Origin of the sequence: Sphingopyxis lindanitolerans (genome assembly GCF_002993885.1) — a bacterium.
GTDB classification, from domain to species: domain Bacteria; phylum Pseudomonadota; class Alphaproteobacteria; order Sphingomonadales; family Sphingomonadaceae; genus Sphingopyxis; species Sphingopyxis lindanitolerans.
Window position 1 is genome coordinate 2,195,531 of record NZ_CM009578.1, and the last position, 24,787, is coordinate 2,220,317.

Annotated in this window: 19 protein-coding genes; 3 read left to right on the forward strand and 16 right to left on the reverse strand. The window is 66.4% G+C overall.

Annotated elements, in window-relative coordinates:
- Positions 1-82 precede the first annotated feature (82 nt).
- The gene (locus CVO77_RS10580) at positions 83-868 is read left to right on the forward strand and encodes an inositol monophosphatase family protein (RefSeq protein ID WP_275541953.1); all 786 of its coding nucleotides are present in this window, start codon (positions 83-85) and stop codon (positions 866-868) included.
- Positions 869-1,138: 270 nt separating this feature from the next.
- Here CVO77_RS10580 and CVO77_RS10585 read toward each other — a convergent pair whose 3' ends face one another.
- The 10 genes from CVO77_RS10585 to CVO77_RS10630 all read right to left on the reverse strand — a co-directional run bounded on the left by CVO77_RS10585 (position 1,139) and on the right by CVO77_RS10630 (position 13,263).
- Complete coding sequence (locus tag CVO77_RS10585) at positions 1,139-2,254, reverse strand: Gfo/Idh/MocA family protein (RefSeq protein WP_105999022.1); 1,116 nt, start codon at positions 2,252-2,254, stop codon at positions 1,139-1,141.
- A complete protein-coding gene (locus CVO77_RS10590; RefSeq protein ID WP_105999023.1) occupies positions 2,251-2,451 on the reverse strand; it encodes a hypothetical protein in 201 nt (66 codons plus the stop codon). The genes CVO77_RS10585 and CVO77_RS10590 overlap by 4 nt, the downstream gene beginning before the upstream one ends.
- 3 nt (positions 2,452-2,454) lie before the next feature.
- Complete coding sequence (locus CVO77_RS10595) at positions 2,455-3,861, reverse strand: alkaline phosphatase D family protein (protein WP_105999024.1); 1,407 nt, start codon at positions 3,859-3,861, stop codon at positions 2,455-2,457.
- 9 nt (positions 3,862-3,870) lie between these two features.
- The gene (locus CVO77_RS10600) at positions 3,871-5,205 is read right to left on the reverse strand and encodes an MFS transporter (protein ID WP_105999025.1); all 1,335 of its coding nucleotides are present in this window, start codon (positions 5,203-5,205) and stop codon (positions 3,871-3,873) included.
- 119 nt (positions 5,206-5,324) lie between these two features.
- The gene (locus tag CVO77_RS10605; protein ID WP_105999026.1) at positions 5,325-6,833 is read right to left on the reverse strand and encodes a CoA-acylating methylmalonate-semialdehyde dehydrogenase; all 1,509 of its coding nucleotides are present in this window, start codon (positions 6,831-6,833) and stop codon (positions 5,325-5,327) included.
- 9 nt (positions 6,834-6,842) lie between these two features.
- Complete coding sequence (gene iolB / locus CVO77_RS10610; RefSeq protein ID WP_197709622.1) at positions 6,843-7,634, reverse strand: 5-deoxy-glucuronate isomerase; 792 nt, start codon at positions 7,632-7,634, stop codon at positions 6,843-6,845.
- Positions 7,634-8,527: a myo-inosose-2 dehydratase gene (iolE, locus tag CVO77_RS10615; protein ID WP_105999028.1), complete on the reverse strand. Its 894-nt coding sequence runs from the start codon at positions 8,525-8,527 to the stop codon at positions 7,634-7,636. The genes iolB and iolE overlap by 1 nt, the downstream gene beginning before the upstream one ends.
- Positions 8,524-10,359: a 3D-(3,5/4)-trihydroxycyclohexane-1,2-dione acylhydrolase (decyclizing) gene (gene iolD, locus CVO77_RS10620; RefSeq protein WP_105999029.1), complete on the reverse strand. Its 1,836-nt coding sequence runs from the start codon at positions 10,357-10,359 to the stop codon at positions 8,524-8,526. The genes iolE and iolD overlap by 4 nt, the downstream gene beginning before the upstream one ends.
- Positions 10,356-12,296: a bifunctional 5-dehydro-2-deoxygluconokinase/5-dehydro-2-deoxyphosphogluconate aldolase gene (locus CVO77_RS10625; RefSeq protein WP_105999030.1), complete on the reverse strand. Its 1,941-nt coding sequence runs from the start codon at positions 12,294-12,296 to the stop codon at positions 10,356-10,358. The genes iolD and CVO77_RS10625 overlap by 4 nt, the downstream gene beginning before the upstream one ends.
- 94 nt (positions 12,297-12,390) lie before the next feature.
- Positions 12,391-13,263, reverse strand: a complete 873-nt coding sequence (locus CVO77_RS10630; RefSeq protein ID WP_105999031.1) for a MurR/RpiR family transcriptional regulator — start codon at positions 13,261-13,263, stop codon at positions 12,391-12,393.
- A gap of 147 nt (positions 13,264-13,410) precedes the next feature.
- On the opposite strand from CVO77_RS10630, the gene iolG reads away from it, so the two are divergent.
- Entirely contained in the window at positions 13,411-14,394 is a 984-nt protein-coding gene (iolG, locus tag CVO77_RS10635; RefSeq protein WP_105999032.1) for an inositol 2-dehydrogenase, read from the forward strand.
- A gap of 42 nt (positions 14,395-14,436) precedes the next feature.
- Here iolG and CVO77_RS21280 read toward each other — a convergent pair whose 3' ends face one another.
- The 5 genes from CVO77_RS21280 to CVO77_RS10660 form a co-directional block, all read right to left on the reverse strand.
- Complete coding sequence (locus CVO77_RS21280) at positions 14,437-15,663, reverse strand: hypothetical protein (protein WP_105999033.1); 1,227 nt, start codon at positions 15,661-15,663, stop codon at positions 14,437-14,439.
- Between the two features lie 432 nt (positions 15,664-16,095).
- On the reverse strand, positions 16,096-18,597 hold the full coding sequence (locus tag CVO77_RS10645; protein ID WP_158258037.1) for a TonB-dependent receptor: 2,502 nt from the start codon (positions 18,595-18,597) through the stop codon (positions 16,096-16,098).
- Positions 18,598-18,820: 223 nt separating this feature from the next.
- Positions 18,821-20,158, reverse strand: coding sequence for an ATP-binding protein (locus CVO77_RS10650; protein ID WP_105999035.1), 1,338 nt, complete (start codon positions 20,156-20,158; stop codon positions 18,821-18,823).
- Positions 20,155-20,820, reverse strand: a complete 666-nt coding sequence (locus tag CVO77_RS10655; protein WP_105999036.1) for a response regulator transcription factor — start codon at positions 20,818-20,820, stop codon at positions 20,155-20,157. Before CVO77_RS10655 ends, CVO77_RS10650 begins: the two co-directional genes overlap by 4 nt.
- Positions 20,820-21,134, reverse strand: coding sequence for a PepSY domain-containing protein (locus CVO77_RS10660; protein ID WP_105999037.1), 315 nt, complete (start codon positions 21,132-21,134; stop codon positions 20,820-20,822). Before CVO77_RS10660 ends, CVO77_RS10655 begins: the two co-directional genes overlap by 1 nt.
- A 165-nt stretch (positions 21,135-21,299) precedes the next feature.
- On the opposite strand from CVO77_RS10660, the gene CVO77_RS10665 reads away from it, so the two are divergent.
- The gene (locus tag CVO77_RS10665) at positions 21,300-22,529 is read left to right on the forward strand and encodes a histidine-type phosphatase (protein WP_105999038.1); all 1,230 of its coding nucleotides are present in this window, start codon (positions 21,300-21,302) and stop codon (positions 22,527-22,529) included.
- Positions 22,530-22,532: 3 nt separating this feature from the next.
- Here the strand turns inward: CVO77_RS10665 and CVO77_RS10670 are convergent, their stop codons facing one another.
- The gene (locus CVO77_RS10670) at positions 22,533-24,560 is read right to left on the reverse strand and encodes a TonB-dependent receptor plug domain-containing protein (protein ID WP_146130852.1); all 2,028 of its coding nucleotides are present in this window, start codon (positions 24,558-24,560) and stop codon (positions 22,533-22,535) included.
- Positions 24,561-24,787: the final 227 nt, after the last annotated feature.

Genomic DNA, 24,787 nt, shown 5'->3' on the forward strand with positions numbered 1-24,787 from the left:
CCGCGTCGGCGTGGCCGATCTCAATTTCAGAATATTTTTTCTATCTTTATTAGAAAACAGAACGTATATTCATTCCATGCCCATGTCATCCCTTATTTCCGCCATGATCGCCGCCGCTCACGCCGCCGGCGAAGGACTGATCGCCGACCGCGCGCGCATCGCCACGCTCACGGTCCACAGCAAGGCCGGCGCCGCCGACATGTTCAGCGAGGCCGACCTGAAGGCCGAAGCCACCGTCCGCCAACATTTGATGGCGCATGCCCCCGATTACGGCTTCCTCGGCGAAGAAGGCGGGCTGACCCCCGGCCGCGACGCCGACCATATGTGGGTGGTCGATCCGCTCGACGGTACAACCAACTTCCTGACAGGATCCCCACTCTTCGCCGTCAACATCGCGCTGGCGCGGCACGGCGACGTCGTCGCGGGGGTCACCTATGTTCCCGTGATGGACGAGCTGTTCTGGGCCGAGACCGGCAGCGGCGCCTGGCTCGGCGAGCGCCGCATCCAAATTTCGCCGCGCACGACGATCGAGGAATCGGTGCTGGGGGTCGGCATTCCATTCGCAACCAAGCCGGACCACGCACAATTCTATGCCGAGATGGAGCGGCTGACCCCGCGCGTCACCGGGGTCCGCCGCCTCGGCGCGGGCGCGATCGACATGGCCTGGGTCGCCTGCGGACGCCACGACGCCTATTGGGAACAAAGCGTCAGCGCGTGGGACATCGCCGCGGGGGTCGCGATCGTCCGCGAGGCGGGCGGCGTGGTCACCGATACGCTGGGGAACAAGCTCGACCTGATGAACGGAACGGTGCTGGCATCGACGCCGGCGATTCATGCGGAGCTGTTGACGGCGCTGGCGCGGGTTTAGCTTTGGAGGCGGCTTAGGGGTGGGGAGCGGACCTTTCCGATCCTCCCCGGCACGGGGAGGGGGACCATGCGAAGCATGGTGGAGGGGCACAGTCGGCTTGCCTTGCCGTTGAAATAATATGCGCGACCCAGCGTTGGAAATGCGCGGCTCTTTCGGCCGAGCGCGGCGCAAACCTCCTGTGCCCCTCCACCACCCTTCGGGTGGTCCCCCTCCCCCCGTGGGGGAGGATCGCTTTTGGCCGCAATCGGTCGTTAGCCGTCGGCTTGCCCGTCAGGGCCGCACCCAGCCTCCCTCGCGGTGCGACCGCCGGATCGCATCGGCGACCCGCTCGACCGCCAGCGCGTCGGCAAAGCTCTTTGCCGCCGACGGCAGGCCCGCCGCCGCCTCGACTGCGGCCTTGGCCTCGATCGTCTTCAAATCATTATAGCCGATCTGGTGCCCCGATGCCGGGCAGAAGGCGCCATAGTCGCCATGTTCGGGCCCGGCGCAGATCGTCGTGAAGCCATTGGTGCGGCCCGACCCGGAGCGATAGAGTTTCAGCTCGTTGAAGCACTCCTGCGTGAAGACGATCGAGCCGCGCGTGCCGCTGACCTCGAACGCCAGCCCCATCTTGCGCCCGCTGGCGATCCAGCTTGCCGACAGCGAGCCGGTCGCACCGCCCGAAAAGTCGACCACCGCGTCCATCTGGTCATCGACCGTCACCGCGCGCGCCTGGCCCCCGGCATCGCGGCGCGTCGGATAGGCCGTATGGAGCCGCCCCGACACCGACGCGATATCGCCGACCAGATGCTGCGCCATCGCGATGATGTGGCTGCCGATGTCGGCGAGCGCGCCGCCCGCCTGGTCGGGCTCGCAGCGCCAGTTGAAGGGCGCATCGGCCGACGCCATGAAATCCTCGGCATGGATGCCGCGAAACGCGGTGACTTCGCCGATCTCGCCGCCCGCGATCAACTCGCGCGCGAGGACGATCATCGGATTATAGAGATAGGTGAAGCCGACCGCGGTCGGCCGCCCCGATGCGGCGGCGGCCGCCGTCATCGCTTCCGATTCGGCGAGCGTGGTCGCCAGCGGCTTTTCGCAATAGACCGCCTTGCCCGCCGCGAGCGCGGCGATCGCAATCGCAGCATGAAGCGCGTTGGGCGTCGCGATCGCGACCATGTCGATGTCGGCGCCCGCAATCGCCTCGCGCCAGTCGCCGCTCGCGCGCGGAATCCCGAGCGAAGCGGCGGCGGCGGTCGCCGTTTCGAGATCGCGGTCGGCGAGGATCGTGACGCGCGGGCTGCGCGGCAGGTCGAAAATGCGGTCGGCGGCGGCGAAAGCGAGCGCATGCGCGCGGCCCATGAAGCCGCTGCCGATCAGCGCGATGTTGAGCGGCGCGCCGCTCATTCGCCCGCGACCTGATGAAAACGTTCGCGCAGCCGCTCGACCGTCTTGCGCTTCACTGGCTGACCGTCGCGCAGCTTGTACCAACTGTTCTGGCTGATCCGGTAGGTCTCGAACAGACCTTCGCGGGTCGCGCACGGCAGATGCGCCTTCATCGCCTCGAATTCGTCGGGGGCGATGGTCACCATCTCGAAACGCATGTCCTATTCACCTCCATAATAGCTGCCGCCGCGTTCCACACGCTCGCGGCGTTCGAGTTCATCCGGGTCGATCGTGGCGCGCCAGCTCTGCCGCCCGTTGACCAGATCGGCGGCGGTGAGGACGACGGGCTTGCCCGATGCGGATGCGCCGATCACGTCGCGGACGCTCAGCTCGACGCGCGGCTCGGGATCGAAGTGGAATTCGAGCAACCCGAAATTGGCGCTGCGCACCCATGGCTGGCGCAGCCGCACCTCGGGGTGCTGGTCGATGAATTTGGGGCTGAGATATTGCGCGAGCCCCGAACTGACGAGGTCGTAGAAATCATAGCCGCCCTTGTCCGACCAGGGCACGCAATTGACCTCGCCCTGATGGACGTCGCCCGAAATGCCGAAGCAGCCCGCGACCTTTTCGTCGCGAATAAAGTCCAGGATTTCATCGCGTTCATGGAGATAGGCGGCCCAACTGTCGCCGCCCTGTTCGGCGCGCGACCAGCCGGTGCCCGAGGCGAGGATCTTGAACGCCGCCTTCGATGCCTTGAGCTCGCGCTTCAGCCACGCCTTTTGCGCCGCGCCCAGCATCGTCTTGGCCGGACTATCGGGATCGTCCGGCGGGTCGCGGTGATAGCGCCCGTCGAGCATGAAGATATCGACCGGCCCGAAGCTGTGGCGAAAGAAGATTCCCGGCGTATCGGGCAGTCCCGACGACGGATTCGCCCACCAGCGGTCGAACAATCGCCGCGTCATCGCCTTTGCGCCGTTGCGGCGATCCGAATCATTATAGCCGAAGTCGTGATCGTCCCAGATCGCAAGCTGCGGCACCGAGCGGAGCAGCGGCACCAGCGCCGACACGTTGCGCTGGCGCGTATACATCGCCGAAAAGGCGGTGTCGCTGTCGCTGTCGGCATAGATATTGTCGCCGAGCCACAGGAAGAGGTCGGGCTCCATCGCCGCAATCGCCTCGAACACCGGCTGTTCGGGATAGAGCTGGACGCGCGCGCAGGAGCCAAAGGCGATGCGGATCGGGCGCGGGCGGTCGGGGGCGGTGCGGGTGCGGAAGGGCAGCGGCTGGTGCCGGTCGTCGCTGCCGTCGGTCTTGACCCGGTAATAATAGCCAGTGTCGGGTTTCAACCCCGTCACCACGACCCTGGTGCACAGGTCATTATCCTGCGTCGCGGCGACCGGGGCGGTCGTCCTGGCATCGGCGAAGTCGCGCCGCGTCGCATATTCGACCGCGACGCCGAAAGCGCCGCTGGCGCGCGACCAGATGGTGAAGCTCTCCGGCGTCGTCGCGCCGACCATCGGCCCGTCGAGCAGCCGCGGATAGCCGGTCGCGGCGGCATAAAGCCGGCGCGGCAGCGCGGCGAGAAAGGCGAGCGCCGCGCCGCCGCGCAGGAGATTGCGTCGTTCCATCGTCTTTCCTCAATCGCGCAGCTTGGTGTTCCACAGCGTCGTCGCGAGCAAAGTCGCCAGCACCGAACAGCCGATCCAGAACCAGATCGCGGGCCCGAAATCATAGACGCGGATGCCGCCCACCATGTGCATATTGGCGTCGATCAGCGCCCCCGACACCTGCTCCTGGATCGCCGCGCCGATATAGCTGAACACCCCGACCATGCCGAGCGCCGCGCCCGCCACCCGCTTCGGGCAAATGTCGATCGCGAACAGCCCGCCGAGCGAGGTGACGAGCCCGGTCATGCCGAGCCCGAACAGGATCACCGCGACCAGCACCACCGCTGGATTCTGGGGACCGAAGAAGAGGAGCAGCAGGCCGATCAGTTCGAGCACACCGAACAGCAGATTGACCGGCGGGCGGCGCGCGCCGAAGAATTTGTCCGAGACGAAGCCAAAGGCCAGCGCCCCCGCGACGCCCGCGAGCGTGCTCGCGGTGAGCATCGCGCCCGCCTCCGCCAGCGAATAGCCGCGCGCTTCCTGAAGATAGAGGATGCCCCAGCTATTGATCGCATAGCGCGTCACATAATTGGCGGCGCTCGCCAGCGCGAGAATCCACACCGCCGGGATCGCGAGGATCGAGAGCTGGGTCGCGAAAATACCGCGCTCGGGCGCGCCGTCGGCGGGCGGCGCATAATGATCGCCGCGCCAGTCGGCGACCGTCGGCAGGCCGAGCGTGCGCGGCCGGTCGGCCATCGCATAAAAGGCGGCTATCCCGGCGAGAACCGCGGCGATCCCCGGCCCCCAGAAGCCCCAGCGCCAGCCGCCGAACGCGACGAGCGCCGAGACGACCGCAAAGGTCAGCCCCTCGCCGATCGAATGCGCGGTCGACCAGATGCCATAAAAGCGACCGCGCTCGCGGTTCGAGAACCAGCTTGCCAGCGCGACGACGCAGGCGGGCGCGCCATAACTCTGGAACCAGCCGTTGAGCCCCCAGATCAGCAGGGTCGCCCAGAACAGGGTAGAAAAGCCCATCGCGATATTGCACAGCGCCGACAATATCATCCCCGCCGCGAACAATCGCTTCACATTGCTGTGGTCGGCGACGAAGCCGTTGATCAGCTTGCCCGCGGCATAGGTGTAGAAAAGCGCCGAGCCGATCATGCCAAGTTCGAGCGGTGTGAAGATGCCCGCGTCGATCAGCGGCTTCTTGACGATGTTGATCGCGAGGCGGCAGGTATAGCTGACCGCGTAAGCGAGCGTGATCGCCATGATGATCCGCATCCGATAGCGCTGGAAAGCACCATCGACACCATCGTCGGTCCTGACCGGCAAGTCCGGACCCGTCGCGAAATATCTGAGCATCGACCCTCTCCCGCTCCAACGCTTTTGTCGTCGGCATCCCAAAGGGATGCTATTTCATTTTTTATATAATTGGAAGATTTGTTTCAACTTACGCTGATTTCGGTCCATGGCGCCCGGTTCTACGCCGTGGGAATCAGGAAGGCGTTGTCGCCCGCGCCGCCGTCGGGCCAGCGCTGGGTCACCGTCTTGACCTTGGTCCAGAAGCGCACACCCTCCATGCCATATTGGTTGGTGTCGCCAAAGCCCGAGCGTTTCCAGCCGCCGAACGTGTGATAAGCGACCGGCACCGGGATCGGGACGTTGATGCCGACCATGCCGACATTGACGCGCTGCGCGAATTCGCGCGCGGCGTGACCGTTGCGGGTGAAGATCGCGACGCCATTGCCATATTGATGGTCGCTCGGCAGGCGCAGCGCGCTTTCGAAATCGGGGGCGCGGACGATTTGCAGCACCGGGCCGAAAATCTCCTCGCGATAGGCGCGCATGTCGGTGGTGACGCGGTCGAACAGGGTCGGGCCGACGAAGAAGCCCTGCTCATGGCCTTGCAGGACGAGCCCGCGGCCATCGACCACCAATTCCGCGCCTTCGTCGACCCCGGTCTGGATCCAGTCCTCGACCCGCGCCTTGTGCGCGGCGTTGACCACCGGGCCATAATGGGCGTCGGGATCGCTCGATACCCCGACCTTGAGCGCGGCCATCGCCGGGATCAGCCGTTCGCGCAGCGCGTCGGCGGTCGCCTCGCCCACCGGCACGACGATCGGCAGCGCCATGCAGCGCTCGCCCGCCGAGCCGAAGGCCGCGCCGGTGAGGTCGTTGACGACCTGGTCGAGGTCGGCGTCGGGCATGACGATGCCGTGGTTCTTGGCGCCGCCCATCGCCTGCACCCGCTTGCCCGCAGCGACACCGCGCGAATAGACATAGTGGGCGATATCGCTGCTGCCGACGAAGCTGACCGCCGCGATCCCCGGATGGTCGAGGATCGCATCGACCATTTGCTTGTCGCCGTGGACGACCTGCAAGATGCCTTCGGGCAACCCCGCCTCGCGCATCAGTTCGGCGAGCCGCACCGGCACCGACGGGTCGCGCTCGCTGGGCTTCAGGATGAAGGCGTTGCCCGCCGCGATCGCGGGGCCGAACATCCACATCGGGATCATCGCGGGAAAGTTGAACGGAGTGATCCCCGCGACGACGCCGAGCGGCTGGCGCATCGCATAGACGTCGATGCCGGGGCCCGCCCCTTGCGTATATTCGCCCTTCAGCGCGTGCGGGATGCCGCACGAAAATTCGATCACCTCGAGCCCGCGCAGGACGTCGCCGCGCGCGTCGGCGACCACCTTGCCATGTTCGCTCGCGAGCAATTCGGCGAGCGCCTGCATGTTCGCCTCGAGCAGTTCGCGAAAGCGGAACATGACGCGCGCGCGGCGTTGCGGATTGGTCGCCGCCCATGCGGGCTGCGCCGCCGCCGCCCGCGCCACCGCGCGATCGAGATCGGCGAGGGTCGAAAAGGCGACCCGCGCCTGGACCTGCCCGGTGCTGGGGTCGAACACATCGCCCCATCGCGACTCTTCGGGACGTGCAGCAGCAGCGCCGGAATCGCCGCCGGCGGGAAAGGCCTCAATCTGTCTCATCGCTCTTCCTTACTGGCGCACGATCCAGTCGTGCGCGGGGTCGTTGCGGAACACCCAGTTGCGCCGGGGGCCCGCCATCACGTTCAGATAATAAAGGTCATAGCCATGCGGCGCGCCGACCGGATGATAGCCGCGCGGCACCATCACGACGTCGCCGTCCTCGACCGCCATCGTCTCGTCGATATCGCGCTCGTCGGTATAGACGCGCTGAAAGGCAAAGCCCTGCGGCGGCGACAGGCGGTGGTAGTAGGTTTCCTCGAGGAAGGTTTCGTCGGGGTAGGCATCGCGGTCGTGCTTGTGCGGCGGATAGCTCGACCAATGGCCGCCCGGCGTGATCACCTCGACGACGAGCAGGCTTTCGGCGGCATCGGCGTCGGACAGGATGTTGCGGACGTGGCGGGTGTTCGTCCCCTGACCGCGCACCTCGACCGCATCCGAACGGATCAGCCGCACCGCACCCGCGCCGGTTCCGGGCGCGGTGCAGATCGCGATTTCGGCATCGGATGCCGCCTCGATCGTGTAGCGATGCCCGGCGGGCACATAGACCGAGGTCGCGGCGCCGTCGAACACCGTCGTGCGGCCGCCGATAGCCTCGAAATGTTCGCCCCCCGCCATGACCGACACGGTGCCGGTGAGGATCACGAGACACGCCTCGCGCCCGCCCTCGACATGATTGTAGCGCGCCCCGGCGGCGAGGCGGACGACGCGAAAGCCGACATAGGTCCAGCCTGCGCTTTCGGGGGTGATGTCGAGCAGCGTGCCGTCGCTGGCGGGCGCGTGCGGGCGAACGAGCAGCGACATCAGACCAGCGCCTCTTCGCGCGCGAGCCGCTTCAGCGTGTCGAGCCCGAGCTGGCTATAGTCGCGCGGGTTGGCGATCGCCGGATCCTGTTCGGCCTCGATCACGATCCAGCCCGAATAATCCATATCGGCAAGCGCGCGCATGAAGGGCGCATAATCATAATCGCCGTCGCCCGGCGCGGTGAACATGCCGCCGACGACACCGTTCAAAAAGCTGGTGCCGTTGGCGAGGAATGCGTCATATTTCGCGGTGCGGACATCCTTGCAATGGACATGCGCGACGCGCTCGGGACGCGCCTTGATGACGTCGATCGGCTCGATCCCGCCGAACAGCGCGTGCCCGGTGTCGAGCACCAGCCCGACATGATCGCCGGTCGCGTCGAAGAAGCGTTCGAGTTCGTCCTTGGTCTCGACGACCGTCCCCAAATGATGGTGATAGGCGAAGCGCAGCCCGCGATCGGTGATGAAGCGCGCAACGGTGTTCAGCCGCTCACCGAACGGCTTCCAGTCGGCGGCGGGAAGCACGGGGTGCGTGTCGAGCCGGCTGCCGGTGCGGTCGCCATGCACCGCGTTCGACGTCTCGGCGAGGATGAAGACGCTCGAATCCATATATTCGAGCAGCGCGAAATGCTTCGCCAGCGCCGCGATCTCGGCATCGGCGTCGCGGACGAGCAGGTTCGACGAATACCAGCCGCCGACGATGTCGAGGCCGTAATTCGCCATGATCGGCGCCAGCACCTCGGGATCGCGCGGAAATTTATTGCCGAGTTCGACCCCGTCGAAGCCGATGTCGCGCACGTCGGTGAGCAGTTCGTCGAGCGTCATATCGCCGCCCAGTTCGCGCATATCGTCATTGCACCAGGCGATCGGGCTTACGCCCCAGCGGATCGTCATTGTCTCTCTCCGTCGATTCGATGGTCATAGTCGCGGCGCGCGGCCCGCACTTCGGGGCGATCCGACACTTCGGGGACCGCGACGTCCCACCAGTGGCCGCCCGCCTCGGTCGTGATCGCGGGGTCGGTATCGATGACGATCACATAGGATCTGGCCGACGCCCTGGCGCGGACGAGCGCGGTTTCGAGTTCGGCGACCCCGCCGACCTTCTCGGCCGCCGCGCCCAGGCTGCGCGCGTGGGCGGCGAAATCGATGTCGGGCAGCACGTCATGCACCGTATCGGCGAGCAGATTGTTGAACGGGCGCCCGCCCGTCCCCTGCTGCAACCGGTTGATGCAGCCATAACCGCGGTTGTCGAGCAGGATGACGATGATCTTTTTCCCCAGCATCACCGAGGTCGCGAGTTCGGAATTGAGCATCAGATAGCTGCCGTCGCCGACCATCACATAGACGTCGCGCGCCGGGTCGGCCATTTTGACCCCCAGCCCGCCCGCGACCTCATAGCCCATGCACGAAAAGCCATATTCGACATGATAGCCGCCGGGGCGGTGGCTGCGCCAAAGCTTGTGGAGTTCGCCCGGCAGCCCGCCCGCGGCGCAGACGACGGTCGCCTCCTCGCCCGCCTGCCGCCAGACCGCGCCGATGACCTGCGCGTCGGAGGGAAGCGCGTTGCCGGGCGCGGTCGCGGCGTCCCATGCGGTGTTCCATTCGGCGACCGCGGCGCAGTTCGCGGCGCGCCATGCGGGATCGACCTGCCAGTCCGCGAGGGTCTCCGCCAACGCTTCGAGCGTCTCGCGCGCGTCGCCGACGACCGCTTCGGCGCCCTGCTTGATCGCATCGGGCGCCGCCACATTGACCTGGATCAGCCGCTTGCCCGCGAACAGGGTGCGCGAGCCAGTGGTGAAATCCTGCAGCCGCGTGCCGACCCCGATAATCAGGTCGGCGGCTTCGGCGGCGGCGTTCGCCGCGCTCGTCCCGGTGACTCCGATGCTGCCGAGCGCTTGGCGGTGATCCCAGGCGAGCGCGCCCTTCCCCGCCTGCGTCTCGGCAACCGGGATGCCCGTCCGCGCGGCAAGGTCGGCAAGCACCGCCTCGGCCTGCGCATAAAGCACGCCGCCGCCCGCGACGATCAGCGGCGCCTTCGCGACGCGAAGCGCTTCGACGAGCCCGTCGAATTCGGCGCGGTCGGGGCGCGGCCGACGCCGCCTCCAAACGCGCGGTGCAAAAAAGCTTTCGGGATAGTCATAGGCCTCGGCCTGCACATCCTGGCAGAGCGCGAGCGTCACCGGGCCGCAAAGCGCGGGGTCGGTGAGTATCCCCATCGCACGCGGCAGCGCGTCGATGATCTGTTCGGGCCGGGTGATCCGGTCGAAATAGCGCGATACGGGGCGGAAACAGTCGTTCGCGCTGACTGTCGCGTCGGCGAAATCCTCGATCTGCTGAAGCACCGGGTCGGGTCGGCGGCTGGCATAGACGTCACCGGGCAGGAACAGCACCGGCAGCCGGTTGACATGCGCGAGCGCCGCCGCCGTCACCATGTTGGTCGCGCCGGGGCCGATCGAGGTCGTGCACGCCATCGCGCGCTGACGGCGGCTCGCCTTCGCAAAGGCGATCGCGGCGTGCGCCATGCCCTGCTCATTATGGCCGCGATAGGTTGGCAGCACATCTTCCATCCCGGCGAGCGCTTCGCCCAGCCCCGCGACATTGCCATGGCCGAAGATGGCCCAGACGCCCGCGAAATAGGGCATCTCGACGCCATCCACCTCGACCCGCTGCGCCGCGAGCCAGCGCGCCAGCGCCTGCGCCATCGTCCATCTGATCGGTTTGCTCATGCCGCCACCCTAGCACGGCGCGCCTCGCGCCAGCCATCGGCGAGAATGCGCAGATTTTCGCCGAGCGCGGCGATCGCCGTCTCGTCGTCGATCGCGCCGGTCAGCCATTGCTGCGCGACGTCGTGAAAGATCGTCCGGCCGACCGCGAAGCCCTTGACCAGCGGAAAGGGCGCGGCCGCGACGATGCCCGCGAGAACCTCGCCCTGCGGTGCAGACAGGCCGAGCAGGACGATGCCGCGGCACAGCGGATCATGGCGCAGGATCGCCGCTTCGCTCGCCGCCCAGGCGGCAGCGTCGGTCGTCGGTTCGAGCTTCCACCAATCGGGATAGATGCCGAGCGAATAGATATGGTCGATCACCGACGCGATCGTCCCGCTGTCGACCGGCCCGTGTTTCGACGCGATGATTTCGAGCAGCAGTTCGTGCCGGGTGCGGCGGCACGCATCGAACAGCCGCAATATCTGGCGGTCCTGCCGCGCGCGCATCTCGGCATCGTCGTCCGGATGATAGAAGACGAGGCATTTGACGACATGGTTGGTCGGCCAGTCGCGCAGCGTCATGCCGACGTCGGGCGATCCTTCGAAGCGCAGCGGGCGCGATCCCGGCACCTCGATCGGCCGCCCGATCCAATAGGGATGATCGGCCGCCGCCTCGAGCGCGCGCGCGCCGAAACGGCCGTCGAGCAGCACGCCATAATTGGGATCGCCCGCCGCCATCCGGTGGAGCGCCTCGAGCGCGAGATTCTTGAAATGATGGACCCGCGCCTCGTCGCTTTCGCCCAGTTCGGCAAGCAGGTCGTCGAACTGGCTGCGGTGGTCGATCGCCAGCACGGTCAGCTCGTCGCGCTCGCCATGGCGGTTGGCCGACCAGTGCAATTGTTCAAGCTCGGCGCTTTCGCGCAGCCGGTGCGGCCATTGACCGCCAAGGAAATGCTGGAGCTCGTCCCACGACGCCATGGCCGGGGCGCAGCCGTGGCGCGACACGACGAGCGCGCCGCACGCATTGGCGATCTCGCAGCATTTTTCGAGCGGCATGGCCTTGAGCCAACCGCGCAGGAACCCCGCCATAAAGGCGTCGCCCGCGCCGAGTACGTTGAACACCTCGACCGCAAAGCCGCGCCCGACCACCCCGGCATCGAGCGACGCGGGAATGGCGCCGGGAAAGGCGACGCACCCCTCGGCACCGCGCTTGCAGACGAGGAGCGCGGCGCTTTGCGCCCGGATCGCGCGTAGCGCGGTCAGCGTGTCGGTCGAGCCGCCAAGGATATGGATTTCCTCCTCGGTGCCGACGATCAGGTCGCAGAGCGGAAGGACGCGCTGCAACGCCGCGGTGACGCCGCGGTCGGCGACGAAGCGGTCCTCGCCATTGTCCTTGCCGGCAAGACCCCAAAGCACCGGGCGATAATCGATATCGAAGATGACGCGGCCGCCGGCCGCCTTCATCAGCGTCGCGGCCTTGATGCTCGCGTCGAAGACGCCCGGCTGCGACAGATGCGTGCCATTGACCAGCAACGCCCCCGCCGACGCCACGAAATCGGGATCGATATCGTCGGCAGAGAGCGCCATGTCGGCGCAATTTTCGCGATAGAAGATCAGGGGAAAGGTGTCGGGATCGCGGATGCCGAGGATCGCGAGCGCGGTCAGCCGGTCGGGGTCGGTGCGCACGCCGCGCGTCGCGACGCCCTCGCGCTCGAGTTCCTCGACGATGAAGCGGCCGAAATGATCGGCGCCGACACGGGTGATCAGCCCGGCGCGCAGGCCGAGGCGCGACGCGCCGACCGCGGTGTTCGTCGGGCTGCCGCCGATATATTTGGCGAAACTCGCCATATCTTCCAGCCGTCCGCCGATCTGTTCGCCGTAAAGATCGATCCCCGCGCGCCCCAGCGTGACGACGTCCAGCCGGTCTTCTCCGACCGTTTCATGCCCTTGCTCCGCCATCGCTTTTCAGACCATCCTTCCTTGGTCTGTAACACATATTCCAAGTTTAGAATGTTTGCAACATATGTTTCATATGGGCATCGGAATGAAATAGCTATGCCGCCCCGTCGTCGCGCACCTTGCCGTCGGTGCGCGTCGCCTCGAACGCGAAGTTGATCACCAGCGCCTGCGCGAGGCACATCGACGCCGACAGCGAACGGAATTTCCGCACTTCGGCTTCGCGCACCTGAAGGACATGCTCGGCGGGCTTGGCGACCGGGCTGACCAGGCTGTCGCTGATCGCCAGGACGCGGCCGCCATTGGCCCTGGCGGCGTTGACGACCGCGATCGTCTCTTCCGAATAGGGATGAAAGCTGATCGCTATCAGCAGGTCGTCGGGACCCATCGCATGGACCTGCTGAAGCCCGAGGCCGCCGACCCCGTCGATGAATACCGCGCGCTTGCCCGCCTGGAGCAGCGAATAGGCGATATAGGACGCCACCGGGAACGAGCGGCGAAAGCCCGCGACATGGACGGTATCCGCCGCCATCAACAGGTCGACCGCCGTGCGCATGTCGGCGCCGCTGACCGTCTGCAGCAGATTCTGGATCGCGAGGCTGTTGCCCTCGACGAATTCGGAGAGGAGGTTCGCGGGTTCGACATCGCTCGCATTCGTCGCCTGGTCGAGCTGGCGGACGCGCTCCGAATAGCCGAGCGCGGCATTGTTGCTGAGCAGCCCGTCGCGGAACAATCGCTGCATCTGGCTCGCCCCCTCGAACCCGAAACTCTTGGCAAAGCGCACGATCGCCGACGGCTGGACCCCGCAGCGGTCGGCGATCACCGCCAGCGTTTCGAGCGCGATGTCGTTGGGCTCGTCGAGAATATAGCGCGCAATCTGCTTGAGCCGCTTGCTCAGCGTTTCGTATCGGCTCACGATCTCGGCGCGCAATTCTTCCGCCGAGGCGGGGGCAGTCGGGACGTCGGTCAAATAGTTTCTCCCCCGTTGATCCGGAAAAACGGAATATCTGTTCAAAACTTGTAACGCAACTGTCGCCCTGCGGCATTTCTCGCGCTATGGAATATATGTTCCATATTATGTATGTATGGAAGATGATTTCAACCGGAAGAGGATAGAATGCACGATATCGCACTGATCGGCGCCGGCAGGATCGGCAAAATCCATGCGGCGAACCTGGCCGCCAACCCGCGCCTGCGGCTGACGCGGGTGGTCGATCCCTTTCCCGAGGCGGCGGCGGCGATCGCCGCGCAATATGACGCGCGCGTCTCGACGGTCGAGGAGGCGCTGGCCGACCCGGCGATAGCGGGAGTCGTGGTCGCGAGTTCGACCGACACCCACCTGCCCTACAGCCTCGCCGCCGCCAAGGCCGGCAAGGCGATCTTCTGCGAAAAGCCGCTCGATCAGGATCTGGCCGCCGCGCGCGAATCGGCGGCGCGCTTCGCGGCGCTGGACGCGCGGCTGTTCCTCGCCTTCAACCGCCGCTTCGACCCGAATTTCGCGGCGTTGCAGGCGCGGCTTGCCGGCGGCGCGGTCGGCACGCTCGAAACGCTGCACATCATCAGCCACGACCCCGCGCCGCCGCCGGTCGATTATATCAAGGTATCGGGCGGCATCTTCAAGGATATGGTGATCCATGATTTCGACATGGCGCGCTGGCTGCTCGGCGAGGAGGTGACCGAAGTCTTCGCCAGCGCCTCGGTGCTCGTCGATCCCGCGATCGGCGAAGCGGGCGACGCCGACACGGCGAAGACGATCCTGCGCACCGCGTCGGGCCGCCTGTGCGTCATCTCGTCGAGCCGCCGCAGCGGCTATGGCTATGACCAGCGGATCGAGGCGTTCGGATCGAAGGGCATGATCCGCGCCCAGAACCAGCTCGAAACGACGGTCGAGACCTGGGGCGAGAATGGCGCCGCGGCCGACCGCTTCCAGAATTTCTTCCTCGATCGCTATGCCGTCGCCTATGCGCGCGAGACCGACCATTTCGCCGACATTCTCGACGGCGGCGCCCCGCTCGTCGACTTCCGCGACGGCGTCGCGGCGCTCGCGCTGGCCGAAGCGGCGGCGCAGTCGGCACAGACCGGCGAGCGGGTGCGGCTTTGACCAAGAGGCGGGCGGCAAGATCACCGCCCGCCGTTTCTCCCGTCAGGGCTCTCGCAACTCCGCGGCTCCAGACGTGTCTTCGTCAACGGGCGCCGGAACGCTGTCGGTCACGCCTGGAAAGTCCATGCGAGTCATCACCTGTCCCGCACAGCTATAGGTCGCGCGGTTTTCGATTCGGGCTTCCGCCATCCGGGCCGCCGCATCGGGCTGGAAAATCATCATCGCGGCCTTGGCGTCGTCGAAATGGCGTGCATAGCCCATGCCGCTATGCCTGCCGCCTGCCGCAAGCTCCGCGTCGAGGAAAGGTGTCGCGTCGGCCAGATACGCATATTCGCCTGCCTTGACCTCAAAAGCCGGAGCGCCAAAGCAGTTGGTTGTGTTGGGTAAAATCTTACCCACGGCATCGGTTTGCAAGACATACCAGCCTGGCGTCAGTTTCGCGACCTGCAGCTCATAAGCCGCCTTCTTGTCCCTGCTGACAAATTCGCTGGCGTAAGTGGTGTGATCCCCTTTTTTCTTCCAATCGCGCGGCTGATAGAAAAGATCGCCATTTTCACGGTCGAAACGACGGATCTGGACGCGGCCCGAACGCCCCGCGCTTCCGGCATCGTTGCGGCGGAATGCCATGACCAGTCCGCCTTCGTTTTCCGCCAGCGCAAGCGGCGTCTTGGGATCGACTTTCTTGCCCAGAAACAGCGACGGCGGACCCGCCAGCGGGCCGCTCATATTCAGCCTGTCATCGGCAACCGGGGTAAAGCTGGTCATTTGGGTGACGTCACCCTCGACCGTCTGCGCCCCGACCATCGTTTCAAAATAATCCTGCCGTTCGGCATCCGACAGGGCGGCCACCTTTGCGGCTTGCGCGGCAGGCAGTTCTACCAGCCGCCATCCTTTGATCAGCAAACAGTTCCGCCGGTTGGCGCGGCGCATCTGGCCTTCGACGATCGCAGCGCCGATGGCCGCGCCTATTCCGCTGCCGATGCCCGCAGCAAGCGGCGAAATCGCCGGATTATATATCGCGGGATTATAGATCGGCACCGATCCGGCGGGTGTCCGAGACCCGCGTGCGATCAAACGGCAGGTTTGCCAATCTGCATCATATTCCGCCCGGCTGGCGCCCGGCTTGTTGTAAAAGCGGCTGTCCTTGAGATCACGCGCAGCGTCTTGCGCAATGTCTTCGGGCGTATCCGAAGTGGCAACGACCTCGCGCGCCGCAACCGGCTGCGCGATCAGCGCTGCAGCCGTCAAAAACAATATCGCTTTCTCCATATTCTGCTCCCCCTTTAGCCCCCGAGCCGAAGCTCAGCATTTCTGTGATGGCATAGGCGAGCCCCGTCAACCAGCTAGGTAGAGACCGGATTTCCACGGCAACAGAAGGGTTTGGCGCGGCCGGTCCGTGGTGCCACATCAGGAAGAAAGCTGGCCCCGCGCGGCTTCCCGCAAAAGAAAAGGAGATCATGTCGTTTGCAAACACATCGGCTGTCGGCCGACCTCATTCATTCTCTCGTCACCCTGAACTTGTTTCAGGGTCCATGGCCTGCCCTCGAATTGGACGCAGCTCTGCCTGAGAGAGTAGATCATGGATGCTGAAACAAGTTCAGCATGACGAGGGTGGCGAGGGTGTGTTTGCAAGCTCCACAATCGCCAAAGAAAAGGGGCCGGGTTTCCCCGGCCCCAGGTCCAGTGCTCCCCTGCAGAGGATCAGAATTTGAACTGGATGCCCGTCTTGAGCGAATAGCCGTAGCGCTCGACCTCGTCGGTTCGCGACGATATGCCCTGATAGACGCGATAGGGTTCGTCGTTGAGGTTCGATCCTTCGAGGAAGATCGTCACATTCTTGACGATGTCATAACCGATGCGCGCGTCCCACTGGTTGAAGGCGCCGACATAGAGATCGCTGTCGGTATCCCCGCCGGGCTCGAGCAGATAGGCCGAGCGGTAGGTATAGGCGATGCGCGCCGACAGCCCGCCCTTTTCATAGGCGAGGAAAGCCGACGCGACCCGGTTCGACTGGCTGGCGAGCGGCAACCGCTCGTCGCCGCGGCCCGGAATGCCCTTGGCGCGCGATTTCACGAAGGTGATGCTGCCGCCGACGCTGAAACCATCGAGCGGCGCGGGCAGGAAGCTGAGCTCGGTCTGCGCGTTGATCTCGATGCCCTTGACGAAGGCGCTGTCGGCGTTGACCGGCATCGTCACCTGCGCATCGACCAGCGCCTGCCCGGCGAAGGTTCCGCTCTGCTCGGTGGTCGCCGAATAGATCGGATTCTCGATCGTCTTGTAGAAGCCGGCGACGCTGATGATGCCCTTGCGCCCGATATAGAATTCGCCCGCAAGGTCGTAATTGGTCGAGGTGAGCGGCCTCAGATTGGGGTTGCCCATCGTGACTTCATTGTCGCCGGTGTTGACGACCGTCGTCGGCGCGAGCTGTTCATAGTTCGCACGCCCGATCGCCCGCGTCACCGCGGCGCGAAGGACGAGCGACTCGGTTGCGTTCCAGCGCAGGTTCAGGCCCGGAAAGAAATCGGTGTAGCTCTGCGCCCCGAAGCTGTCATAATCCTTGCCAAGGTCGGCGACGGTCGTGGTGTCGAGGATGTCCTTCGCCGCATAATTGCTCTTGGTCTTTTCCATGCGGACGCCGGGGATGGCGGTGAAGGGCCCGAATTTCAGCGTCGCCATCGCATAGGCGGCGAAGATCTTCTCGCGGATCAGATAATCGGCGGCGAGGCTGTCGCCGACGGTGCCTTCCTCGTCGATCTCGAAACCGGCGAGATTCGACTGGAAGAAGCTGTCGGCGCTCGGGCGGCTGATCGTCGCGCCGAAGGGGTAGCGGCCCTTGAAGATACTGTCGATCGAGCCGTCCTGGACCTGATCGAGCGTGAAATCGTCGTCATAGCCGCCGTAAATCACCGATTCGGCGTCGTTGGTCTTGCGCCGCTGCGTATATTTCGCGCCGATCTGGATCGTGCTGTCGTCACCGATGCCGATCGGAGTGCGGAAATCGGCGCGCGCCTGATAAAGATCCTCGCGGGCGCGGCGATGCTCGTAGCTCGTTTCGTCGAATTTATATTTGGTCGGATCGAACGCCGTCGCACCGGACTGATAAAGCGGGATCGTTCCCGACAGGTCGTAGGATCCCGTGATGTTCTTGGCCGCAAAGATGATTTCGTCGCGATGCGGGTCGCGCTTGTTGGCGCGGGTGTAGCTGCCCTCGACGCGCAGCCAGCTCGGACCGAGATCGAATTCGCCGCCGAGCGACGAGGTGAAGGTGTCCGAATCCTCCTCGCGCGAACGCAGCGCCCGCTTCGCCTTGGCGCCGGTGAAATCGCCGCTGGTCGCGGTCTGGTTCGTGATCGCGTCTTCGTCGAGATCGACCTGGAAGCCCGGACGCGATTCCTTGTCCTTATATTTGGAATAGAGGAAGCGCGCATATACCTTCACGTCGTCGGTCGGGCGCCAGTCGAAATTCGCGACCGCGCCATAGCGCTGGCGGCGGGTGTGATAGTCGCGCAGCGTCTGGCGCAGCGGCACGAATTCGCCGCCCACCTCCTCCCAATTACCGCCCGACTGGATGTTCTGCGCCTCGAACTCGCGGTTGGAATAGTTGAGCGCGAAAACGAAGCCGAACTGGCGGTCGGGGCCAAAGCGCGACCCGATCGAGGCGTCGAATTCATAGGGATGCTTGCCGTTGAGGTCATATTTGCCATAGGCGGCGCGCAGGCTGCCGAACGTGCCCGATCGGTCAAAGGCCGACACGGTCTCGATGTTGGCGGCGCCCGCGATCGCGTTGGCGTCCATGTCGGGGGTCAGAGTCTTCGACACCGTCACCGCGCCGATCAGCGCCGAGGGGATGTCGTCGAGCTTTACCTGGCGCGAATCGGGTTCGGGGGCGGCGGCGGTCTGGCCGTTCAGCGTCACGTTGAGCAAGTCGGGCGATACGCCGCGGACGGTGAGGTAGCGCCCCTCGCCCATGTCGTTCGAGACGCTGAGGCCCGGCAGGCGGCGCAGCGTTTCGGCGACATTCTGGTCGGGCAGGCGGCCGACATCGTCGGCGCGAACCTCGTCGACCTGCGTATCGGTGTTGCGCTTCGTTTCGAGCGCCGCGCGGTCGGCGGCGCGGCGGCCGCTGACGACGATCGCATCGCCCTGGTCCGCTGCGGTTGTCCCCGCCGCGGCCGACGAATCCTGCGCCCAGGCGCCCGTCATCGGGACCGCCAGACATGTCGTGAGCAAAAGCGCCCGTCCGAACCGCCGTGTCATTATTGCCTCTCCTCCCCGGCACGGCTCCTTGCCGCGCTCGTTCGGGCATCATAATGGCACAATTATTCTATATTGCAAGTAAAATAGAATATATCTTGCACAATGGCTTGGCGCGGCACGCGGCGGCGCGGCGCGGCACGCCCGATCTGACACCAGGCTGACAGGAAGTTCAGTCGGATAGCGTCCAGCCGACGCGGACTTCAAGCCCCCCGAGCGGCGAGCGCGCCAGGACAAGGTCGCCGCGCGTCGCTTCGGCAAGCTCGCGCGCGATGGCAAGGCCGAGCCCATGGCCCTCGCCGCCCGAATCGAGCCGCGCGCCGCGCAGGATCGCTTCGCCCCGCTGCGCGCTGTCGAGCCCGGGCCCGTCGTCGCCAACGATCAGCATCCGCCGGCCGTCGGCCGTCTCGACCGCGACATGGACAAGGCGGCGGGCATGGCGCGCGGCATTTTCGAGCAGTGGCCCGAGCAGTTCGGCGGCATCGTCGCTCGCGAGCGGTAGCGTCGCGCGCTCGTCGCAGGCCAGCGAAAAGGCGACGCGCTCGCCCGCCCCGGTCAGTTCGATCACCGCGACGAGCCGCTCGATCAGCGGCAGCGCCTCGGTGCTGCGCCCTTCGGGAACGAGGCTGATCCGCGTCCGCGCCAGTTCGCCGTCGATCGCCGCGCGCATCGCGGCGATCGACGAATCGAGGCCGTCGGCCAGCGCCGCCGCGCCGCCTTCGCGCGCCCGCGCGCTTTGCGCGGCGAGCGCGGCGAGCGGAGTCTTGAGGCCGTGCGCCAGGTCGGCGGCGCGGCGCCGCGCGCGCACCAGATCGGCCTCGCGCGCATCGGCCAGCGCGTCGATCGATTCGGTGAGCGGCGCCAGCTCGCGGGGATAGGTGCCGCCAAGCCGCGCCGAGGCGTCGCGGCGCAGCCGCTCGACCTCCTGCCCGACGCTTCGCAGCGGGCGGAGCCCCAACCCGACCTGCGCCCAGGCCGCGAGCGCGAGCGCGATCCACAGCAACACCAGGAACAGCGCCATCTCGCGCCCGAATTCGCGCTGCGCCGGCGCCAGCTTGGCAAGGTCATAGCCGAGCTGAACGATCACCGGAGGTTCCTGCGGCTGCAGGCGGATCGCGCGTTCCATCAATAGCAGATGCTGGCCGAAGGGACCCTCGGCGCGGCGGATCCGCCAGCGGTCGGCAGGCGCCGCCGCGGCAGGCGGCAGATGGCTGTCCCAGAGCGAGACCGAACGGATCGCGCCGCCGCCGGTCGAGGCCTGCCAATACAGCCCGCCGGCGGGAACCGCGAAGCGCGGGTCGGCGGGTTCGGACCCCGCGACCGGGACGCCGCGCGCCAATTGCAGGTCGGCGAGCAGCGGCCGCACCTGGACCAGCAGTTCGTCCTCGACGCGCCGCTCGACATGGCCGTCGAACAGCCACGTCATCGCGAACCAGGCGACGAGCAGCGCAAGAGCGATCGCCACCCCGGCCCCCGCGATCAGGCGAAGCCGGAGCGAGCCGCCCGTCATGCGGCGGCCGCCGGCAGGAGATAGCCAAAGCCGCGCCGCGTCCGGATGGTGTCGGGGCCGAGCTTGCGCCGCAGCCGCGCGACCAGCGCTTCGATCGCATTGGCGTTTTCGGTGTCGGCGTCGCCATAGAGATGGTCGGACAATTCGGTCGCGGGCACGGCGCGGCCGGGGTGATGGGCCAGATAGTCGAGCAACCGATATTCGAGCGGCGAAAGCTTGACGAGCGCGCCGTCGAGCGTCGCGGTCATCCGGTGGGTGTCGATCCGCAGCGGCCCCGCCTCGAGCGTCGGGCTCGAACGCCCCGCCGCGCGGCGGACCAGCCCGCGCACGCGCGCGATCAATTCCTCCATCGCCCACGGCTTTGCCATATAATCGTCGGCGCCGGCCTCGATCCCGGCGACCTTGTCGGTCCAGTCGCCGCGCGCCGACAGGATCAGGACAGGAAAGCCACGCCCCGCGTCACGCCAGCGCTTGATGACCGAGAGGCCGTCGAGTCGCGGCAGGCCGAGATCGACGATCGCGACGTCATAATCCTCGACATCGCCGTTGAACCAGGCCTGCTGGCCGTCACCGGCAAGGTCGACGACGAACCCGGCGGCGGTCATCCCGCGAACCAGTTCGGAAGCGACGACGGGATCGTCTTCGACCACCAATGCGCGCATCAATCATCCTCGATCTTGAGTATCCGGCCGGTCCGGGCGTCGACTTCGACCTCGCGCACCCTGCCGCTTCGGGTGAGGATTTTCACCTCATATTTGAACCCGAAGGATTCGCGCTCGAGCTTGACCTTGAGCACGTCGCCCGGAACGCGTTCGGTCGCGATCGCCAGAACGCGCACGATCGGCAGGATTTCGCCGCGGGCCAGCGCCGCGCTGGCGGCGCGCTGATCGGCTTCGTCGTCCTTGTCGCTCGCGAGCGACAGGGCGGGGGTGGCGAGAGCGACCATCGCGGCCGCAAGCAGATAGATTTTCTTCATGGCCCTCCCTTGCCACAGGCGCGCTGACATCAAGCTGACACCGGCTATCGATCCGATTTCCCCGGCGCCATATTTTCTCGACACAGGACATTGATGAAATATATTTTCTGATTTATACAGTATCGATAAATTTATTCCACACCTGTTCCACAAGGGAGAGAGCCTGTGAAGCCCATCCTGCTTTTATCCGCCGCGCTGCTCGCGGCCTGCGCCGCGCCCGCGCCGGGTGCCGATGCGTCGTCCCCCGAACCGGGACCGCTGAAGCTCGAAAAAGTGGTGATGCTGATGCGCCACGGCATTCGCCCGCCGACCAAACCGGCGGTGGTGCCGCCAGGCTATTCGCCTGAAAAATGGCCCGACTGGCCGGTCGATTTCGGCCTGCTGACGCCGCGCGGCGCGGCGGGGGTCAAGCTGCTCGGCGAAAGCGACCGCCTCTATTTCGGCGGTCGCGGTCTGTTTCCGGACGGGTGCCCCGCCGCGGGCACGATCGTCCTCAAGGCAAGTTACAAGGAACGCACGATCGCCACCGCGCAAAGCTGGGCCGCGGGCTTCATGCCCGGCTGCGCGACGGACGTCGCGCATCCCGCCAGTCCGGGCGATGACGCAATCTTTCACGGGCTCGACGGCGGCCCCGCCTCGTTCGACGGCAAGCGCGCGTTCGACGCCGCGCTCGCCCAGGCCCCCGAGGGCGGGCTGGCCGCCGAGACCGCGCGCTATCGCGGCGAACTGACCTTGCTGGCAAGGGTGCTGAACTGCGCGCTGCCCGCCTGTCCGCTGATCGCCGAGCCGAGCCGGCTGGTGGCGCAGCCGCACGATCGCCCCGATATCGAAGGCCCGCTCGACGTCGGATCGACCGCGAGCCAGACGCTCGTGCTCGAATATCTGGAGGGCAAGCCGATGGCGGAGGTCGGCTGGGGCCGGGTGAGCCGCGCCGAGATCGAGCAATTGCTGCGCTTTCATCCGCTCAAATTCCGATATTCGAACCGTCCGGGCTATATCGCCGCCGCCGCCGCCGCGCCGATCGTGCGCGAAATCGTCACGGCGCTCGGCGATCAGAGCCCGGCGCGGCTGACCTTGCTTGCCGGTCACGACACGAACGTCGCCGATCTCGGCGGCTTTTTCGACCTGCACTGGCAGGTGCCGAGCTATCCCGCCGACGAAGTCCCGCCGGGCAGCGCGCTGGGGTTCGAACTGGTCAGCAACGCAAAGGGCGACCGCTATGTCCGCGCCTTCTATCGCGCGCAGACGATGGACCAGCTCCGCAATCTCGAGCCGCTGGGGTCGGGCGACGCGCTGTTCCGCCGCTATCTCGCCATTCCCGGGTGCGGCAATTCGGCCGAGCCCACCGCATGTAGCTGGAGCGACTTCGCCCGGCTCGCCGCGCCGCGCGGATAAGGCTTATCCTCCGAAGCTGCGCTGGACGGTAAGCCCGACATAGCGCCCGCTGCGCAGCACGCGCAATTCGCGATAGCGCAGCGCGCTGTCGCCGCGGACACCGGCATAGATGTCGCGCGTCCGCGTCGCAGGACTGTCGGTCAGATTCTTGCCGAACAGGCGAAAGGTCCAGCGTGCGTCGGGACGATATTCGACGAACAGGTCGAGCCGCCCGGCCAGGCGGTCGGCCTCGACCTCCTCGACCTTGAACGCCGTTTCGGTGCGCGCGAAGGCAAAGCTGCCGCCCCAGCGCAGCTTCCACGCCGGAATATCGTGAGTCAGCGCGATCCGCGCTTCGACCGGAAGGTCGCCCGAGATGGGGCGGCGCTCGCCGGTCGAGGGATCGGTCGCCCGGCCGCGCCGCGCGACAAGGTCGGCGGTCACGACGACGCCCTTGGCGCCAATCCCGTCAAGCGGCCATTTCAGCGACGCTTCGACGATATCGCGCCGCGCCGCGCCGATATTGCCGACCGCGTCATAGACGGTCCCGTCGGCGACGACCGGCAATTGGTCGACCAGATCGGATATCCATTCGCGGCGCGCGGCGAGGGTGAAGGATCCGGCGCCGAAGCGGCGCTCGTAGGTCGCCTCGATGCGCCAGAGGCTGTCGGGCTCCAGATCGGCATTGCCGGCGCTGATCGTCCCGCTGGTCAGCGATGCGGCGCCGACGAAATCGCCGAAATCGAGCTGGCCGACCTCGCGCTCGACCAGCAGGCGCAGCGTCTGGTTCGGCGTCGGGGTCCAGATCAGCCGCGCGCGCGGTTTCCAGAAAGCGAGCGATTTGACGAGGTCGATGTCGCCCGTCTGCGACAGGCGCGACATTTCATATCGGATCCCCAATTCCGCCGTGAGCCGCGCATCGAGCGGTCGGCTCGCGGTCGCGAAGAATTCGGCGCGATGCTCGGCAACCCGGACATTGGCCTGGGGCAGCAGCACGGGGTCGCCATCCTCGATCAGCGCGTTGCGGCTGTCGAGAATGTTGATCGCCCCCTCGGCGCCGATCTCGATCGCCCAATCGCCCCGATGATGGCGGAGTGCGGCGCGCAGAATCGCCTCGCTGGCGTTCGCGCGTTCGTCGGAGAGGCTGCTTTCCGACGCGCTCGTCTCGCGGTCGATGCCGACCGTCGCCACCGATCGATAGCTTCCGACCAGTTCGAGGTCGTTCGCCGCGCCGAGCGCGCGTTCGTAGCGAAGCCCCCCTTCCCAGGTGCGCGCATGTTCGCGCTCGCTGCCGGTGATCGCATCGGGGGCGGGGAAGGTGACGGCATAGGCGATGTCGGCGAATTTCCGCTTGTCCTGGACCAGCCCGTTGAGGCGAAGCGTGCCGCCGAACAGCGGCTGGCGATAGGCGAGCGTCGCCTGCGCGATATCGGCGCCCTCGGGCTGCGCATAGCGGGCGAGACGCAGCGGCGCGCCGTCGCTCGCGAAGCGGTTGCGGACCCCGAAGCCATGTTCGTCGTCGATCTCGCGATAGACGGTCCCGAACAGGTCGAGCACCCGGCCGTGTCCATCGACCGTCGCCTGCGCCGAAAAGCGGGGGCCGCGGCGCCCGTGACGATAGAGCGCCTGCTCGGCCTCGATCCGGCCGCTGATCGTGCCGGCTTTCGCCAGCACGACATTGGCGAGCAGCGCATAGCCCTGCATGTCGTGGCTGGCCGACCCGGCGCGGATCAGCTCGATCCGCGCGACGCGCGCCGCGGGAATGCGTTTCAGGATCGCGCCCAGCGTGTCGGTCTTTCCAGCCGGGCGCTGACCGTCGATCAGGACATTGCCCGCCGCCCCCGAATAGCCGCGCACGTCGCCATCGCCCTCGACGAGCGTGAAGCCCGGGAGCAGCGCCACCATTTCATAGGCGTTCGACGGCTGCGTGCGGTCAAAGAAATGCTTGTCATAGGTCGCGGCCTGCCCGCCCGCGCCCTCCTGTCCGGCGGCGGGCAGCGGCGCCGCGGCGCCGATCCACAGCAGCAAAGCGATACGAACGCCATATGTCACGCGCGGGGCCCCTTCGGCAGGCGGGTGCCATCCCCGCTCTCCGCAGCCCTATCGGCCAGGCGCGCTGACAATTGCGCCGCGATCGGCGTCAGCCTTTTGTCAGCTTCGCGGGATGGGGCGGGCAGGCCCTGCCGACGAACGGTGCCGCCCCTTCCCATCCGTCGCTTTTGCCGTCTACGATAGGAAGGGTGCACGCCGGGGCAGCGGCGCGGCGTCACTCGGGGAGC